The organism is Halobacterium hubeiense (assembly GCF_001488575.1).
GTDB lineage: Archaea > Halobacteriota > Halobacteria > Halobacteriales > Halobacteriaceae > Halobacterium > Halobacterium hubeiense.
In genome coordinates this window covers 1,969,606-1,984,621 of sequence record NZ_LN831302.1, presented here as the reverse complement: position 1 = coordinate 1,984,621, position 15,016 = coordinate 1,969,606, and the positions used below count along the sequence as shown (strand labels likewise).

The window sequence follows — 15,016 nt, the reverse complement described above, 5'->3', positions numbered from 1 at the left end:
GTCAGCGCGGCCCCGGCCCGGAACCGCCCCGGACTTCGGCGGCGCACTCCGTGCAGTAGCCCGTCGCGGGGTCGTAGTGGGCCTGACAGACGAGTGCGCCACAGCGGTCGCAACTGAACTTCGCTTCGCTCTCGCAGCGCTGGCAGAGGCCGGTGACGCTCATGTCTCCACGTTCGGCGCCGACCCCCAAGAGTGTGAGCCAAGGATTTACGTTCGCGCGACGAACTCCCGCGTAGACCGTGAGGACCGACGCGAGCATCGTCTGGGGGATGGCGGGCACGTTCGGCGTCCTCGGCGTCGTGTTCGGCGTGCTGGGCGTCGTCTACAGTCCGGTCGCGCTCGGCGTCGCGGTGCCGTTCGGGCTCGCCGGCGCCGTCTTCTACCTGCACGCGTCGGGCCGGCTCGCCGAGCTGGCGTACCGCAAGCGCCGCGTCTCCCGCGAGCAGTACGAGCGCGAACAGCGCCGGCAGTCCCGCCAGCGGCGGGGGCGGGCGAGCGGGCGGAGCCGCGAGCGGAACCGCGGGCGTGCGGGACGCACCAGCCGAGACCGACAGACCGCCGGCGGCGTCGCCGCCAGCGGGCCGCGCCGCGAGGACTACCGCGTGCTCGGCGTCGAACCCGGCGCGAGCAGCGAGGCGGTGCAGGCGGCGTACCGCGAGAAGGCGCGGGAACTGCACCCCGACCGGGGCGGCGACGCCGAGGAGTTCGCGCGCGTCAACGAGGCCTACGAGCGGCTGAAGGACGACTAATCGGCGTCTTCGTACGTCTCCGGACCGCTACCCGGGGAAGGCTTTTACCCGCTTCCCCCGTAGCTCGGTAGCATGGGCCGTGACCGTGCCCGACTCGTTCGCGCGCTCGAGAGCGGCGAACAGGAGGGCGGCAGCGTCGAGTTCAAGGAACGGTTCAGCCGCGACGTGCACCTCGCCGACGGCCGGATGGAGAGTCTCGCCGCGCAGCTGCGGCACCGCGTGCTCTCCGGCGACGGCGAGGCCGAGTACGTCCTCGGCGTCACCGACGACGGCGGCCTCGCGGGGGTCCCCCCGGAGACGTTCTCCGAGACGATGGACGTGCTGAGCCTGCTCGCCGAGGAGGCCGGCGCGCACATCACGGACGTCCAGACGTGGAGCGTCGACAGCGTCAGCGACGGCGACGCCGAGGAGGGAATCGTCGGGGTCGCAGTGATTCGGGACGGCGCCTCACTTGCGCCCGACGACGACCACATCATCGTCGGGACGGCGGGCCACGTCGACCACGGGAAGTCCACGCTCGTGGGGAGCCTCGTCACCGGCGACGCCGACGACGGCGACGGGAACACGCGCGGCTTCCTCGACGTCCAGCCACACGAGGTCGAGCGCGGGCTGTCCGCGGACCTCTCCTACGGCGTCTACGGCTTCGACGAGGACGGGCCGATGCGCGTGCGCAACCCCCACCGGAAGGACGAGCGCGCAGCCGTCGTGGAGAACGCCGACCGCGTGGTGTCGTTCGTGGACACCGTCGGCCACGAGCCGTGGCTCTCGACGACTATCCGGGGATTGGTCGGGCAGAAGCTCGACTACGGGCTGTTGACCGTCGCCGCCGACGACGGCCCCACGGACACGACCCGCGAGCACATCGGCGTGCTGCTGGCGACGGACCTGCCGACCATCGTCGCAATCACGAAGACCGACCTCGTGAGCGACGAGCGCGTCGCCGAGGTCGAGCGCGAGGTCGAACGCCTGCTCCGGAACGCGGGCCGCACGCCGCTCCCGGTGGAGCGCCACGGCGTCGACGCCGCCATCGACGAAATCGGGGACAACGTCGTCCCCATCGTGCGCACGAGCGCGGTGACGATGGCGGGGATGGACGTCCTCGACGAGTGCTTCCGGCGGCTCCCGAAGACCACCGCCGCCAGCGGGCCGTTCCGGATGTACATCGACCGCTCGTACGAGGTGACGGGCGTCGGCGCGGTCGCCTCCGGGACCGTGAAGTCCGGCACGGTGGAGGCCGGCGACGAACTCCTGCTGGGTCCGTTCCCGAACGGGGACTTCCGCGAGGTGGAGGTGCGCTCCATCGAGATGCACTACCACCGCGTCGACCAGGCGGAGGCCGGCCGCATCGTCGGCATCGCCCTGAAGGGCGTCCGCGAGGCCGACGTCGAGCGCGGGATGGTCCTGCTCCCGGCGGACGCCAAGCCCAGCCCGGTCAAGGAGTTCGAGGCCGAGGTGATGGTGCTGAATCACCCCACGCGCATCGACGCGGGCTACGAGCCGGTCGTCCACCTCGAAACCATCGGGGAGGCCGCGCGCTTCGAGCCCGCGGACGGCCAGCTGCTGCCCGGGGACACCGGCGAGACCAGCGTCCGGTTCAAGTTCCGGCCGTACCTCGTCGAGGAGGGCCAGCGCTTCGTCTTCCGCGAGGGCGCGAGCAAGGGCGTCGGCACGGTCACCAGCGTCTCCGACTGACGGAACTTTCTCGGGGGTGCGGGGAGACACCCCGGCATGGTCGGACGACGCACGCTGGAGTTCGCCGTGGGTATCGTCGCTGCCGCCGTCGTGTCCGGCGGGCTGTCGCTGTACGTCGCGATGCCGTACGCGCTCGCGGTCGGGCTGGCGGCGGGAACGCCGTCGCTCGTCCGCACGAGCACGCGCCTCGACAGGGACGCCTACGACGCCGCGAAGTCGAGCACCGAGCAGGTCGTCGACGGCGCGCTCGCCGCGGGAGCGACGGCCGCGGTCGGGCTCGGCGGCGGCTACGCCGTTCTCTCGGCGGGCATCACGGGGCCGGTGGCGTCGGCGGTCGCGGCCGCGGTCGGCGTGTTCGCGGGACAGGCGACGTTCTACGCGCGAAACCGCGAGCACCTCGGCTAGTCGGGCCGGCGGTAGCCGCCGTCGGCGCGCTCGGCGAGCCCGAGCAGCACCGCCCAGTCGAGGCGGCGTTCGACGCGCTCGGTCCAGAACCCCTCCCAGTCCTGTCGCTTCGTGCGCTCCCAGCGCGGCACGCGCTCGCGCACGGTTTCGAAGATGTCGCTCGCCCGCCGGGGGTCGTCGCCGAGCGCGTCCAGCACCTCGGGCGCGAGGAAGACGTTCTCGCGGAAGTTCGCGGCGAGCGCGTCGCAGTCGAGGTCCTCGCGCGACCGCGCGTACCCGAGGTCCGTCTCCTCGACGGCGCCGAGCGCGGTCAGGAAGACGAGCCACGCCGAGGCCTGCCCGCGGTCGTGGACGCCCGCGCGCTCGACGAGCCGCCGACAGCAGTCGTCCTCGGACTCGGGGACCAGCGGCGCCGCGTCGCGGACCTCGCGGACGCGCTCGATGGAGTCGGGCGCGGGCGGGACGGGTTTGCGCTGCATACCGGTAGCTGGGGCGCCGACGGCCTTGAGTTCGGCGACGTCGCGCCGAGAGCCGGCGGGGGTCGCTGCCGACACCGTGTTTTTTGATTGTTCACACCCAACACGTGAGTAGCACAGCCGGGAGCTGCACGCGCCGGAGTGCCGCATCTGGCCCCCAACAAATGGTCGACAGCACCCAGATATCGACGAGCAAGGCGATACAGCAGCGGACGGGCAAGACGTTCCACCTAGCGACGCGGCTCCTCCCCGAGCGCGTGCGCCACGCGACGTACGTCCTGTACGCGTTCTTCCGCGTCGCCGACGACGTCGTCGACACCACCGAGGACCGCGACCCGGACGCCCAGCGCGCGGAACTGGAGGCGATTCGCGCGGCGGCGCTCGGCGAGGCCGTCGAGCCGGGGCGCCTCGACGCGGAGACCGCGGAAGTGGTGGCGGCGTTCGCCGAACTCGCGGAGCGCTACGACGTCCCCGACGAGGACGTGGACACGTTCGTGGACGCGATGTTGACGGACCTCGAAGAGACGCGCTACGACACCCACGAGGACCTCGCGGCGTACATGCGCGGGTCGGCGGTCGCCGTCGGGAACATGATGGTCGCCATCATGGAGGTCGAGGACCCCGACGCGGCGGCGCCGCACGCGGCGGCGCTCGCGGAGGCGTTCCAGTTGAGCAACTTTCTGCGGGACGTCAAGGAGGACGTCGAGGACTACGACCGCGTCTACCTCCCCGGGGAGACGCGCCGCGAGCACGGCGTCACCGTCGAGCAGTTGCGCCGCGGCGAGGTCACGTCGGGCTTCCGGGACGCGATGCGCGCGGAGCTGGCGCGCACGGAGACGAAGTACCGGGAGGGCGTCGCGGGCATCAAGTACCTCCCCGAGGACTGCCAGTTCGCGGTGCTGCTGTCGGCGGTGCTGTACGCCGACCACCACCGCCTGATTCGGAGCCGGAACTACGACGTGCTCTCGGAGACGCCGAGCCTCTCGACGACGCGGAAGCTCTGGTTGCTCGCGAAGACGCGGGCGCTGTGGGCGTTCTACGGGGACCCCGAGTACGTGTTCTACCGCGTGAGTTGCATCGCGTCCTCCGGCGACCGCCGGCGCGGCCACGGCGACCCCCACCCCGCGCCGTAGCTACCGCGCGGGGTTCCGGCGGAGGACGCTGAAGTCGAAGCGGTCTGTCTCGACGAGTGCGACGCCGAGCAGCCCCGCCGCCAGCGCGGGGACGAGCTGGCCGAACACGAGGTTCACCGCGCCCCACAACAGTACGAAGCTCACGAGGTCGTCGAGGAAAAAGGGGCACTGCGCGAGGCGGTCGCGGAGCGCGGCGCGGTCGAATCCCCAGTCGAGGACGGCGACGGAGACGGTCGCCGACAGCACCCAGCCGAGGTAGTTCGACAGCGGGACCCCGTAGTACGCGCCGGCGGCGTCGTACGCCCAGAAGCCGAGCGCGACCGCGCCGGGGTCGAGGACGACGTCCATCCAGACGACGACCGCCGCGACCGCGGGCAGGCGGACGACCGCGCGGCGGGTGTGGCGGCCGAACAGCAACAGGACGAGGAGGTAGCTGTTGACGACCAGCGGCAGGAAGAACACCGGGAGGCCCAGCGGAACGCTGCCGGCGAGCATCGGCCCGAGCTCGACGAGGTACTCGAAGTGGCCGTACGGCCACCCGGTGGCGACGCCGACGAACTCGATGCCGAACGCGTACGCGACGAGCGCGAGCACCGCGACCGCGGCCTTGCGGTCCGTCACCGGGAGCAGCCCCGCAATCAGGGGGAGGCGCATCACGGCGACGCCGGCGAGCACGAGATAGGGGTTGAACGCCAGCGGCTCGGGGAGCCACCCCCACGCGGAGGCGAGCAGGAGGACGGCGCCGACCACCGGGAAGACGACCGCGATTTCGAAGCGGTGGCCCGCGACGAGGTCGTCGAGGCGGCGCTCGACCCGGGCGCGCGTGGTGGCTTCAGACATTCGTGAGCCTCCAGAGCGCGCCGATGGTGAGCGCGGCGCCGACGACGGTGTTCACGAGTGGGAACCACCAGTACGCGCGGTCGACCGCGACGTCGGCGGCGACGATGCCGGCGACGAGCGCGGGGTACGCGAGCAGGACGGCACCGAGCCGCCAGTCCACGGCGGCGAAGACGGCGGCCGAGGCGAGCCAGCACGCCGCGCAGTAGGCGTACGTGCGGCGCTCGCCGAGCGCGGTGGCGGTCGTGGTGATGCCGGCTTCGCGGTCGGGCTCGATGTCCGGAATCGCGGAGAACGTGTGCATCCCCATCGCCCATAGCCAGCCGCCGGCGACGGCGAGCAGCGGCGGCTGGTGGCCCGCGACGGCGGCGTACGCGGCCGCGCCCGGGAGGACGTAGAGGCCGTTCGAGAGCGAGTCGAACAGCGGCGTCGTCTTGAAGCGCAGCGGCGGCGCGCTGTACTCCACGGAGAGGAGCGCCCACGCGACGAGCCACGGGTACGCGACCGCCGGCAGGACGGCCGCGACGGGGACGAGCAGCAGTCCCGAGGCGACGACGACCGCCGAGACCGCGCGGCCGCCCCTAAATCGCGCCTCCTTGTCCTCCTTCTTCGGGTTCACTTCGTCGGCGTCGCGGTCGAAGGCGTCGTTGACGCCGTAGAGGAAGACGTTCGCGGGGACGAGGAAGTACGCGAACAGCGCGACCGCGGGCAGCGAGAACAACTCGGGGACGGTGTCCGCGGCGTACGCGACGCCGACGACGACGGGGCCGGCGAGGTAGAACCAGAACCGCGGCCGGGAGAGGACGAGGAGGTAGCGCAGCATCTACGCGTCTTCGAGGACGTAGTCGGCGGTGATTTCGCCGCTGATGAGACACATCGGCACGCCGATGCCCGGGGTCGTGAACGCGCCGGTGAAGTAGAGGCCGTCGAGGGCCGACGAGCGGTGGGGCGGCCGGAACAGCGACGTCTGCCGGAGCGTGTGCGCGAGGCCGAGCGCAGTACCCTGATAGCTGTTGTACCGCTCGGCGAACTCGGAGACGGAGAAGCGCTCCTCGACGACGATGCGGTCGTGGAGGTCCACGCCCGTGTTCTCCGCGATGTCGTCGAGCACGAGGTCGCGGTACTCGTCGCGGACCTCGGGGGTGTCGTCGAGGCCGGGCGCGACCGGGACGAGCGCGAACAGGTTACTGTGGCCGTCGGGCGCGACCTCGTCGTCGGTCTTCGAGGGCACGCAGAGGTAGTACGCGGGGTCCTCGGGCCACGCCGGATCGTCGAAAATCTGGCCGAAGTGCTCCTCCCAGTCGGAGGGCAGCACGAGCGTGTGGTGGGCGAGCGGCTCGACGTCGCCCTCCACGCCGAGGTAGAGGAGGAACGCCGACGGCGCGTACGTCCGGGACTCCCAGTAGTCGGCGTCGTACTGTCGCTTCTCGGCCGGCAGGAGTTCCTGCTCGGTGTGGGCGTAGTCGGCGTCCGAGACGACGACGTCCGCGAGTACGTCCGTCTCCCCTTCGGTCTCGACCTTGAAGCCGCCGCGATAGCCGTGAATCTTCGTGACCGGGTGGTCCGTGCGGAACTCCACGCCCAGTTCCTCGGCGAGGTCGGCGATGCCGTCCGCGACCCCGGACATGCCGCCCTCGGGGTAGTAGACGCCGAGGTTGAAGTCCACGTGACTCATCAGGTTGTACAGCGCCGGGGTCGTGTTCGGCGCGCCGCCGAGGAACACCAGCGTGTACTGCATTATCTGCTGGAGCTTCGGGTGGTCGAAGTAGTTCTCGACGTGGTCCTGCATCGACCCCAGCAGGGTGAGCCCGCGGGCGTACTCCGCGAGATCCGGGTCCAGCCAGTCCCGGACGCGGGGGCGGTCCTCGTAGACGAAGTGCTCCATCCCCACCTCGTAGTTCTCCTTTGCCTGCGCGAGGTAGTCGTCGAGGCGGTCGCCAGCGCCCGGCTCGTAGGCGTCGAACACCTCCTTGACCTGCTCGCGGTCCGGCGTCACGTCCACGACGTCGCCGTCCGCGCTCACGTCGAGGCCGGGCGCGTCCCGGCCCGGGCGGCGGCCGGCGTTGTCCTTGAAGAAGATGCGGTAGTGGGGGTCGAGGCGCTCCAGTGAGTAGTAGTCCGAGGGCTCGCGGTCGAAGTCCGCGAAGAACCGCTCGAAGACGTCGGGCATCAGGTACCACGACGGCCCCATGTCGAACGTGAAGCCGTCGCGTTCGAGCGCGCTCGCGCGCCCGCCGACCTGCTCGTTCTTCTCCACGACGGTGACGTCCGCGCCCGCGTCCGCGAGGTAACAGGCCGTCGACAGGCCGCCGAAGCCCGCGCCGATTACGGCCACCGACTGACCCGACAGGGCGTTCATGTCCGCAATGTTAGTCGCACACAAGATAAAACGACGCCCTCCGGCGGCTACGGCTGGCTCACGCGACGCCGAAGCCCTCGGCGAGCAGGTCCTCGTGGACGTCGCCGAGCGCGTACGTCGGGCCGCCCGTGACGTCGATGGTGACCTGCGCGGGACCGAAGACGCCCTCGTCGACGGCGCTGGCGTCCCAGTCGGCGTCCGCGAAGATGTCCGCGAACGGCTTCCCGTAGCGGTCGGCGGCGGAGGACGGCACCGCCTCGAACTCGTCGAAGTCCTCGGTGACCGTGAGGTGGACGCGGCCGCCGTACGCGAGCGCGTCGTTCGTCCGGCCGATGGCCGCTTCCTCGTCGCCCGCGACGGGCGCGACCGGCGCGCTGCCCGAGGCGGTGAGGACGTTCGTCGGGTCGTAGCCGAGCTCGAACAGCCGGAACAGCGCGAGTTCGGCGGCGCGCGCCGCGGCGGTGACGCTGCCGGCGACGCTCGCGGTGCGGTACGCGGGCAGGTAGACGCTCTCCGCGTTCACGTCCGCGAGCTCCGCGACCTGCTCGGCGGCGGCCTCGGTGGGGAACGCGTCGCTCTCCAGTGCGAGCACCGCGAACTCGAAGGCGTCCACGTAGTCGATGGCCTCGTACTCGCCCTCGCGGGCGACCAGCGCGCGAGCCGGCCCGCTGCCCAGCCCCTCGTAGTCGTCGACCGTGAGCTCCCAGCCCGCCTTCTGCGCGCCCAGCAGGGCGACGGCGGGGCGGTCGCAGGCCAGTTCGACGTGCGGGAACGTCGCGCCCGCGACCTCGTCGACGCGCGTCTGCACGGTCGCCAGCCCCGCGGTCTGCAGTTCCGCCAGCAGCAGGCCGGCTTCGAGACCGCCGTGGTGTTCGACGCCGAAGTCGATGACCGTCGCGCCGTTGTCCAACTCGAACGCGCCGACGTCCAGCTCCTCCGTGAATTCGAGGGCTTCGTCGGCGAGCTCCAGCGCCATCCGGTTGAGACTGTCCATGCCGCCGGATTCGGCGCCCCGACACAAGAGGTTTCTCAGTCCGGCGCGGTCAGCGCTCCGAGCGCGCCTCGCGGCCGAGTTCGCGCTCGACGGCGTCGACCTTCTCGCGGGCGGTCTGGTCGGTCGCGCGCTTGTCGTCGATTTTCAGGAACGTGCTCACGCGGTCGCCCTCGACGGCCTTGTGGGCCGCGCCGACCGCGTCCAGCAACGTGTCGATGTCCTCGGCTTCGACGACCGTGCCCATCGGGTTCGTCTCGTAGGTGACGTCGAAGTCGTCGAGCGCGGCGACGGCGTCGGCGACGTCGCTCGCCATGCTCTGTTCGGTGACCGGTGCGACGCTGAGGAGTGCGATGACTGTCACGACCGAGACTGCGTCGGGCCACCACTTAGCGGCAGCGACCCGTCAGTCCTCGGCGGCGTCGGCCGTCGTGTTCCCGCTGTCGGGCGGCTCGTAGTCCGCGCTCACGGGCGACGCGACCGACCAGAGGACGAACGCGAGCACGAGGAAGATGGCGCCGAGGATGGCGACGGCCGTCATCGACGTGTACCACGTCGCGAGGATGCCGCTGCCGACGCGGAACGGGACGCCGGCGACGTTGCGCAGCATCGCGACCGACGACAGCAGGGTCGCGCGCCCCACCGACTCCACCTGGTCGTTGATGTAGCGGTTCGTGATGGGGCCGACCAGCGAGTTCCCGCCCTTCATCACGAAGAACATCGGGAACACGAGCAGCGGCACGAGCCCCGCGAGCACGTACGAGGCAGCGATGGCGACGGGAATCAACAGCATCGCCTTGCGGACGCCCAGCAGCTCCTCGACGTCGCTGGCGTAGTCGCTGGTGACCGCGGACACCACCGTGAACGCGGCGTAGAGGATGCCGAGCACGCCGCCCTCGGGAATGCCCCAGCCGTCGAGCGTCGGGCCGAACGTCGTCTCGAGGGTGTCCTGCGCGATGGGCTGAATCCACATGTCCATCGTGAGGACCGCGCCGCTGAACAGCGCGAGGTAGACGACGAACCACCGGAGGTCGGGCATGGAGAGCTGCTCGCGAATGACCGGGAGCGCGTCCACGATGGTCATCCGGTCGTCGTCGAGGTCGTCACCCGTGGCTTCGTCGTCGTACGCGCGGTTCTGGGGCAGTCGCAACACCAGCACGAGGCTGATGGCGGCCGCGACGACGCCCGCGTAGAAGGGGTAGTAGCGGTTGACCGCGTACAGGAAGCCGCCGACGACGAGCGTGACCGCGCGCAGCCACTGGCCGAGCGCGCGACCGCGGCCGCTGATGCGCGTGAACTCCTCCTCCATGTCGTGCTCCTGGAGGGTGTCGTAGAGCCACGCGCTCCCGCTGCCGGAGACGAACGTACCGCCGAACGACAGCGTCACGAACGTGAACGTGAACCCGATGAAGTCGGTGGCGACGAGGTAGCTGGCGTTCGAGACTAGCATGATGGCGGCGCCGACCGCGAGGCTGTTCCGGCGGCCGATGCGGTCGCCGATGTAGCCGGTCGGGACCTCGGAGGTGACGACGACCACCGACTGGATGCTCGCGATGAGCCCGATTTGGGCGAGCGTGAGGTCGTTGAACAGCAGGAACAGCGTGTAGACGGGGTAGTGGAAGCCGGGGCGCGCGGTCGCCCGATAGAGGTAGTACCGGAGGACGACCGTCGAGGCGGAGAGGCGGGACATAGGCGGCTGGCTACACGATGCTGGAACGGAGACATAAACCCTCCGCGAGAGTGGCACACACAGACGTGGAAGAACCGGCAAAACCGTCGCTCGACGAGCGTGCGGGCCGTCTCCTCGCCACCGACCGCGGTTCGAGTATGAACTGAATTACAGTAATATGTATGATACTTCTGCTGTCGGCTCGCGGCGCGCGACCCGCTAGTGCGCCTGCTGGCGCGCCGGTGCTTCTGGAGAAACTACGCTACGAGGCGGACGCTATGCGAAGCGCTCAACGGTGAGCGTTAGTAGAGAAGTGCGCTGGCGGGGATTTGAACCCCGGTTGTGACCATGGCAAGGTCACGTGATACCACTACACTACCAGCGCGCATGCCTTCGTTCGCATTCGAACGAATGGCGGGGTCACATATAAATCCGTTCTTTGCGACCGACCGTGAGAGGCACCGACAGGCCATCGCCCGCGCCGGGTTCCGGGTTCGCGTGCGCGCAGAGAAATAGAAACACCGAGCCATCGCGGAGAGTGCGAACGCGTCGCACACGATTCGGGCGGTAGACGGGCGTGAAACGCACTCACAGGGTAGAACGGGAAACGCCACCCTTTTACCGGAGGCGTCGGTATCTATGCCACAGTCTCGTGACGAGACACGGACGCGACACGGCATGACACGCAGCGTACTCGTGCCGTCGTCTCTCGTCCGGGAAGCCGAGGACAAGCGCGAGGCAACTCGCAAGCTCGGTTACGTCGCCCGCGCGGCGGCGGTGTTCCGGATGGACCGACTCGTCGTCTTCCCCGACGAAGGCGGCGAGCGGAAGTGGGGCGGCGGGTTCGTCGAAACGGTGTTGCGGTACGCCGCGACGCCACCGTACCTCCGAAAGGAGGCCTTCGACACGCGCGACGAACTGGAGTACGCCGGTGTCCTGCCGCCGCTCCGTCTCTCGTCATGGACCGGCTCAGACTCGAGCGGGTCTGGGTCGTTACGACAGGGAATCGTGACCCAGGTCGGATCTGAAGGGCGCGTTCGGGTCAATTGCGGAATGCAACACCCAATCTCGCTCCAGACGCCTCCCGGTATGGAGGTCGAGGAGGGGGAGCGCGTGACCATCAGGGTCTCTTCGCGACGACCGGTCCGTGCGAAGCTGGTCGACGAACCCCTCCCGGGGTTCTCGGTCGAACGCACGGGCCTCGGTGACGCTCTCGACCGACCCGACGCGGGCGTTCGCATCGCCACCTCTCGCCACGGGACGCCGCTTGCCGCGGCCTCCCTCGAGGGGTACGTCGAACGCGCCGCCCGGGACGGACTGACCGTCGCCTTCGGTGCGCCCGAACGCGGGCTTCCGCCCATGCTCGGGCTCACCGGGGACGAGGTCAGCGAGGCGGTCGCCGACCCATCTACCGACGCACCCGCGCGATTCGACGTCTGGCTCAACACCATCCCGTCGCAAGGCAGCGAGGTCGTGCGAACTGAAGAAGCGATGTTCGCCTCCCTCGGCTGCCTGACGCTCACGGAGTGATACGATGCCACAGCCAAACCGACCACGAAAAGGCTCGATGGGGTTCAGTCCCCGCAAGCGCGCGGAGAGTGAAGTACCGCGCTTCAACTCGTGGCCCGAAGACGACGGTCAAGTCGGTCTTCAGGGCTTCGCTGGCTACAAGGCCGGCATGACCCACGTCGTCCTCGTCGACGACAAGGCGAACGCGCCGACGGAGGGCATGGAGACGACCGTGCCCGTCACCGTCGTCGAGACGCCGCCCATGCGGGCGGCGGCCGTCCGCCTCTACGAGGACACGCCGTACGGCAAGAAGCCGCTCACGGAAGTCTGGGCAGACGACACCCACGAGTCTCTCGACCGCGCGCTCTCCGTCCCGGAAACGGGCGGAGAGACAGACGAACTGACCGAAGCGCTCGAATCCGAAGACATCGCCGACGTCCGTGTGGTCACCCACACGGTGCCCGGCGAACTCTCGAGCGTGCCGAAGAAACAGCCCGACATCATGGAGACGCGCGTCGGCGGCGGCTCCCTCCAGGAGCGCGTCGACTTCGCCGCGGACCTCCTCGAGGACGGCGGCGAACACGAGTTCGGCGACGTCTTCCGCGCCGGCGAGTTCACCGACGTCGCCGGCGTCACGAAGGGCAAAGGGACCCAGGGCCCCGTCAAGCGCTGGGGCGTGCAGAAGCGGAAAGGCAAGCACGCCCGCCAGGGCTGGCGGCGCCGCATCGGGAACCTCGGACCGTGGAACCCCTCCCGGGTTCGCTCGACGGTCCCCCAGCTCGGGCAGACGGGCTACCACCAGCGCACCGAACTCAACAAGCGCGTCATCGACATCGGTAACGGTGACGACGAGGCCGTGAGTGCGGCCGGCGGCTTCCCGAACTACGGCGAAGTCGACGGCAACTACACGCTCGTGAAGGGCTCGGTGCCCGGTCCGGAGCAGCGCCTCGTGCGATTCCGCCCGGCCGTCCGGCCGAGCGAGTCGCCGCGCCTCGATCCCGAGGTGCGCTACGTGAGCACCGAATCTAACCAAGGATAACTATGCAGGCAACTGTACGCGACCTGAACGGCGACGACGCTGGGACGCTCGACCTGCCGGACGTGTTCTCGGAACCCGTCCGACCAGACCTCGTCAAGCGTGCCGTCCTCGCCGCTCAGGCCAACCGAACCCAGAAGCACGGCTCCGACGAGTACGCGGGCCTGCGCACTTCCGCCGAGTCCCACGGTAGCGGACGCGGCATGGCTCACGTCCCGAAGACGGAAGGCCGTGGCGCGCGCGTCCCGCAGACCGTCGGCGGTCGCAAAGCGCACCCGCCGAAAGCCGAGAAAGAACCGGGTCTCGACGTCAACGACAAGGAGCGGAAGGCGGCCGTCCGGAGCGCCATCGCGGCGACCACGGACGCCGACGTCGTCGCCGAGCGCGGTCACGCGTTCGACGACGACGCCGAGCTCCCGCTTGTCGTCAGCGACGACTTCGAGGACCTCGTGAAGACCAAGGAGGTCGTGGCGTTCCTGGAAGCGGTCGGCGTCCACGCGGACGTCGAGCGCGCCGACGACGGACGCAACGTCCGCGCCGGGCAGGGGACGCTGCGCGGCCGGAAGTACCAGGAGCCCTCGTCGCTTCTGGTCGTGACCTCCAGCGAGTCCGGGCCGTCGAAGGCGGCGCGGAACCTCGCGGGCGTCGACGTCGCGACTGGTCGCGAAGTCAACGCCGAGGACCTCGCGCCGGGCGCCGAGCCCGGCCGACTGACCCTCTGGACGGAGAGCGCCGTCGAGGAGGTGGCCGACCGATGAGCGGCATCATCGACTACCCCATCGTGACCGAGAAGGCGATGGACGAGATGGACTTCCAGAACAAGCTCCAGTTCGTCGTCGACATCGACGCCGCCAAACCCGAGATTCGCGACGCCGTCGAATCGCAGTACGACGTGACGGTGACGAACGTGAACACGCAGATCACGCCGGACGCCGAGAAGAAGGCGACCGTCACGCTCTCGGAGGACGACGACGCGCAGGACGTCGCCTCCCGCATCGGGGTGTTCTAAAGATGGGACGAAGAATTCAAGGCCAACGGCGCGGCCGCGGCACGTCGACGTTCCGCGCGCCGTCCCACCGGTACAAGGCAGAGCTCTCGCACCGCAAGACGGAGGACACCGACGTGCTCGTCGGCGAGGTCGTCGACATCGAACACGACCCCGCGCGCAGCGCGCCGGTCGCGAACGTCGAGTTCGAGGACGGCGACCAGCGCCTCGTGCTCGCCAGCGAAGGCACTGCGGTCGGTGACACTATCGAAGTCGGCATCTCGGCGTCCATCGAGGAGGGCAACACGCTGCCGCTCGGGGAGATTCCCGAGGGCGTGCCCATCTGTAACGTCGAGAGCCAGCCGGGCGACGGCGGCAAGTTCGCTCGCGCGAGCGGGGTCAACGCCGACCTCGTCACGCACGAGCGCGACGCCGCGGTCGTGCAGCTGCCCAGCGGCGAAGTCAAGCGACTCTCGCCGGACTGCCGCGCCACCATCGGCGTCGTCGCCGGTGGCGGTCGCACGGACAAGCCGTTCGTGAAGGCAGGCAACAAACACCACAAGATGAAGACCCGCGGCGGCAAGTGGCCCATCGTCCGTGGTGTCGCGATGAACGCCGTCGACCACCCCTTCGGTGGCGGCGGCCGCCAGCACCCCGGTCGGCCGAAGAGCGTCTCCCGTAACGCGCCGCCGGGCCGGAAAGTCGGCGACATCGCCTCCAAGCGGACCGGCCGCGGAGGCAACAAGTAACCATGAGTACGGAATACCGAACCGGCCGCGAGGGTGAGTTCACCTACCGCGGCCACGACCTCGACGAACTCCAGGAGATGAGCCTGGAGGAAGTCGCGGAACTGCTCCCCGCACGCCAGCGGCGAACCATCACCCGTGGGCTGTCCGACGAACACCAGAAGGTGCTCGAGGAAGCCCGCGAATCGACGCCCGAGGAGACGGCAAACGACCCCATCCGGACGCACCTGCGCGACATGCCGGTGCTGCCGGAGTTCGTCGGGCTGACGTTCGCGGTGTACACCGGACAGGAGTTCGAGCGCGTCGAGATCGAGCCCGAGATGCTCGGGCACTACCTCGGCGAGTTCCAGCTCACCCGAACGTCGGTCGAACACGGGCAGGCGGGCATCGGCGCGACCCGCTCCTCGAAGTTCGTGCCGCTCAAGTAAA

General features: G+C 69.8%; 18 protein-coding genes and 1 tRNA gene. 10 read left to right on the top strand and 9 right to left on the bottom strand.

What is annotated here, in order from left to right; all coding sequences use genetic code 11:
• Position 1 precedes the first annotated feature (1 nt).
• Positions 2–163, bottom strand: a complete 162-nt coding sequence (locus tag HHUB_RS17095) for a hypothetical protein (RefSeq protein WP_169793408.1) — start codon at positions 161–163, stop codon at positions 2–4.
• A 76-nt stretch (positions 164–239) separates the two neighbouring features.
• Here HHUB_RS17095 and HHUB_RS10455 point away from each other — a divergent pair, with 76 nt between their 5' ends.
• The 3 genes from HHUB_RS10455 (at position 240) to HHUB_RS10445 (ending at position 2,846) form a co-directional block, all read left to right on the top strand.
• Positions 240–749 (top strand): J domain-containing protein, encoded by a 510-nt coding sequence (locus HHUB_RS10455; protein WP_238323954.1) that lies wholly within the window; start codon positions 240–242, stop codon positions 747–749.
• A gap of 72 nt (positions 750–821) precedes the next feature.
• On the top strand, positions 822–2,441 hold the full coding sequence (locus HHUB_RS10450; RefSeq protein WP_059057553.1) for a GTPBP1 family GTP-binding protein: 1,620 nt from the start codon (positions 822–824) through the stop codon (positions 2,439–2,441).
• 36 nt (positions 2,442–2,477) lie between these two features.
• On the top strand, positions 2,478–2,846 hold the full coding sequence (locus HHUB_RS10445) for a hypothetical protein (protein WP_059057552.1): 369 nt from the start codon (positions 2,478–2,480) through the stop codon (positions 2,844–2,846).
• On the opposite strand, the gene HHUB_RS10440 is transcribed toward HHUB_RS10445, so the two are convergent.
• Complete coding sequence (locus HHUB_RS10440; protein WP_059057551.1) at positions 2,843–3,325, bottom strand: hypothetical protein; 483 nt, start codon at positions 3,323–3,325, stop codon at positions 2,843–2,845. The genes HHUB_RS10445 and HHUB_RS10440 overlap by 4 nt on opposite strands.
• 161 nt (positions 3,326–3,486) lie before the next feature.
• Between HHUB_RS10440 and HHUB_RS10435 the strand changes: the two genes are divergently transcribed.
• On the top strand, positions 3,487–4,455 hold the full coding sequence (locus tag HHUB_RS10435; RefSeq protein WP_059057550.1) for a phytoene/squalene synthase family protein: 969 nt from the start codon (positions 3,487–3,489) through the stop codon (positions 4,453–4,455).
• On the opposite strand, the gene cruF is transcribed toward HHUB_RS10435, so the two are convergent.
• The 7 genes from cruF to HHUB_RS10400 all read right to left on the bottom strand — a co-directional run bounded on the left by cruF (position 4,456) and on the right by HHUB_RS10400 (position 10,696).
• A complete protein-coding gene (gene cruF, locus HHUB_RS10430; protein ID WP_059057549.1) occupies positions 4,456–5,295 on the bottom strand; it encodes a bisanhydrobacterioruberin hydratase in 840 nt (279 codons plus the stop codon).
• Positions 5,288–6,115: a prenyltransferase gene (locus tag HHUB_RS10425; protein WP_059057548.1), complete on the bottom strand. Its 828-nt coding sequence runs from the start codon at positions 6,113–6,115 to the stop codon at positions 5,288–5,290. The genes cruF and HHUB_RS10425 overlap by 8 nt, the downstream gene beginning before the upstream one ends.
• Positions 6,116–7,651 (bottom strand): phytoene desaturase family protein, encoded by a 1,536-nt coding sequence (locus HHUB_RS10420; protein WP_059057547.1) that lies wholly within the window; start codon positions 7,649–7,651, stop codon positions 6,116–6,118. It abuts the gene before it with no gap.
• Positions 7,652–7,709: 58 nt separating this feature from the next.
• Positions 7,710–8,645: a methenyltetrahydromethanopterin cyclohydrolase gene (gene mch / locus HHUB_RS10415; RefSeq protein ID WP_059057546.1), complete on the bottom strand. Its 936-nt coding sequence runs from the start codon at positions 8,643–8,645 to the stop codon at positions 7,710–7,712.
• A 49-nt stretch (positions 8,646–8,694) separates the two neighbouring features.
• Positions 8,695–9,006, bottom strand: coding sequence for an MTH1187 family thiamine-binding protein (locus tag HHUB_RS10410; protein ID WP_059057545.1), 312 nt, complete (start codon positions 9,004–9,006; stop codon positions 8,695–8,697).
• Between the two features lie 42 nt (positions 9,007–9,048).
• Positions 9,049–10,332, bottom strand: coding sequence for an MFS transporter (locus HHUB_RS10405; protein ID WP_059057544.1), 1,284 nt, complete (start codon positions 10,330–10,332; stop codon positions 9,049–9,051).
• Between the two features lie 293 nt (positions 10,333–10,625).
• Positions 10,626–10,696, bottom strand: a tRNA-Gly gene (locus HHUB_RS10400).
• Positions 10,697–10,989: 293 nt separating this feature from the next.
• Between HHUB_RS10400 and HHUB_RS10395 the strand changes: the two genes are divergently transcribed.
• From HHUB_RS10395 to HHUB_RS10370, 6 genes are read left to right on the top strand one after another with little or no spacing between them, the layout of a single operon-like run.
• Positions 10,990–11,841 carry a putative RNA uridine N3 methyltransferase gene (locus HHUB_RS10395; protein WP_059057543.1) on the top strand — a complete coding sequence of 284 codons (852 nt, stop codon included), beginning with the start codon at positions 10,990–10,992 and terminating at the stop codon, positions 11,839–11,841.
• 4 nt (positions 11,842–11,845) lie between these two features.
• Positions 11,846–12,859, top strand: coding sequence for a 50S ribosomal protein L3 (locus HHUB_RS10390; RefSeq protein ID WP_059057542.1), 1,014 nt, complete (start codon positions 11,846–11,848; stop codon positions 12,857–12,859).
• Between the two features lie 2 nt (positions 12,860–12,861).
• Positions 12,862–13,614 (top strand): 50S ribosomal protein L4, encoded by a 753-nt coding sequence (gene rpl4p, locus HHUB_RS10385; protein ID WP_059057541.1) that lies wholly within the window; start codon positions 12,862–12,864, stop codon positions 13,612–13,614.
• Complete coding sequence (locus HHUB_RS10380; protein WP_059057540.1) at positions 13,611–13,865, top strand: 50S ribosomal protein L23; 255 nt, start codon at positions 13,611–13,613, stop codon at positions 13,863–13,865. The genes rpl4p and HHUB_RS10380 overlap by 4 nt, the downstream gene beginning before the upstream one ends.
• Before the next feature lie 2 nt (positions 13,866–13,867).
• The gene (locus HHUB_RS10375; RefSeq protein ID WP_059057539.1) at positions 13,868–14,590 is read left to right on the top strand and encodes a 50S ribosomal protein L2; all 723 of its coding nucleotides are present in this window, start codon (positions 13,868–13,870) and stop codon (positions 14,588–14,590) included.
• Between the two features lie 2 nt (positions 14,591–14,592).
• Positions 14,593–15,015, top strand: coding sequence for a 30S ribosomal protein S19 (locus HHUB_RS10370; protein WP_059057538.1), 423 nt, complete (start codon positions 14,593–14,595; stop codon positions 15,013–15,015).
• Position 15,016 lies beyond the last annotated feature (1 nt).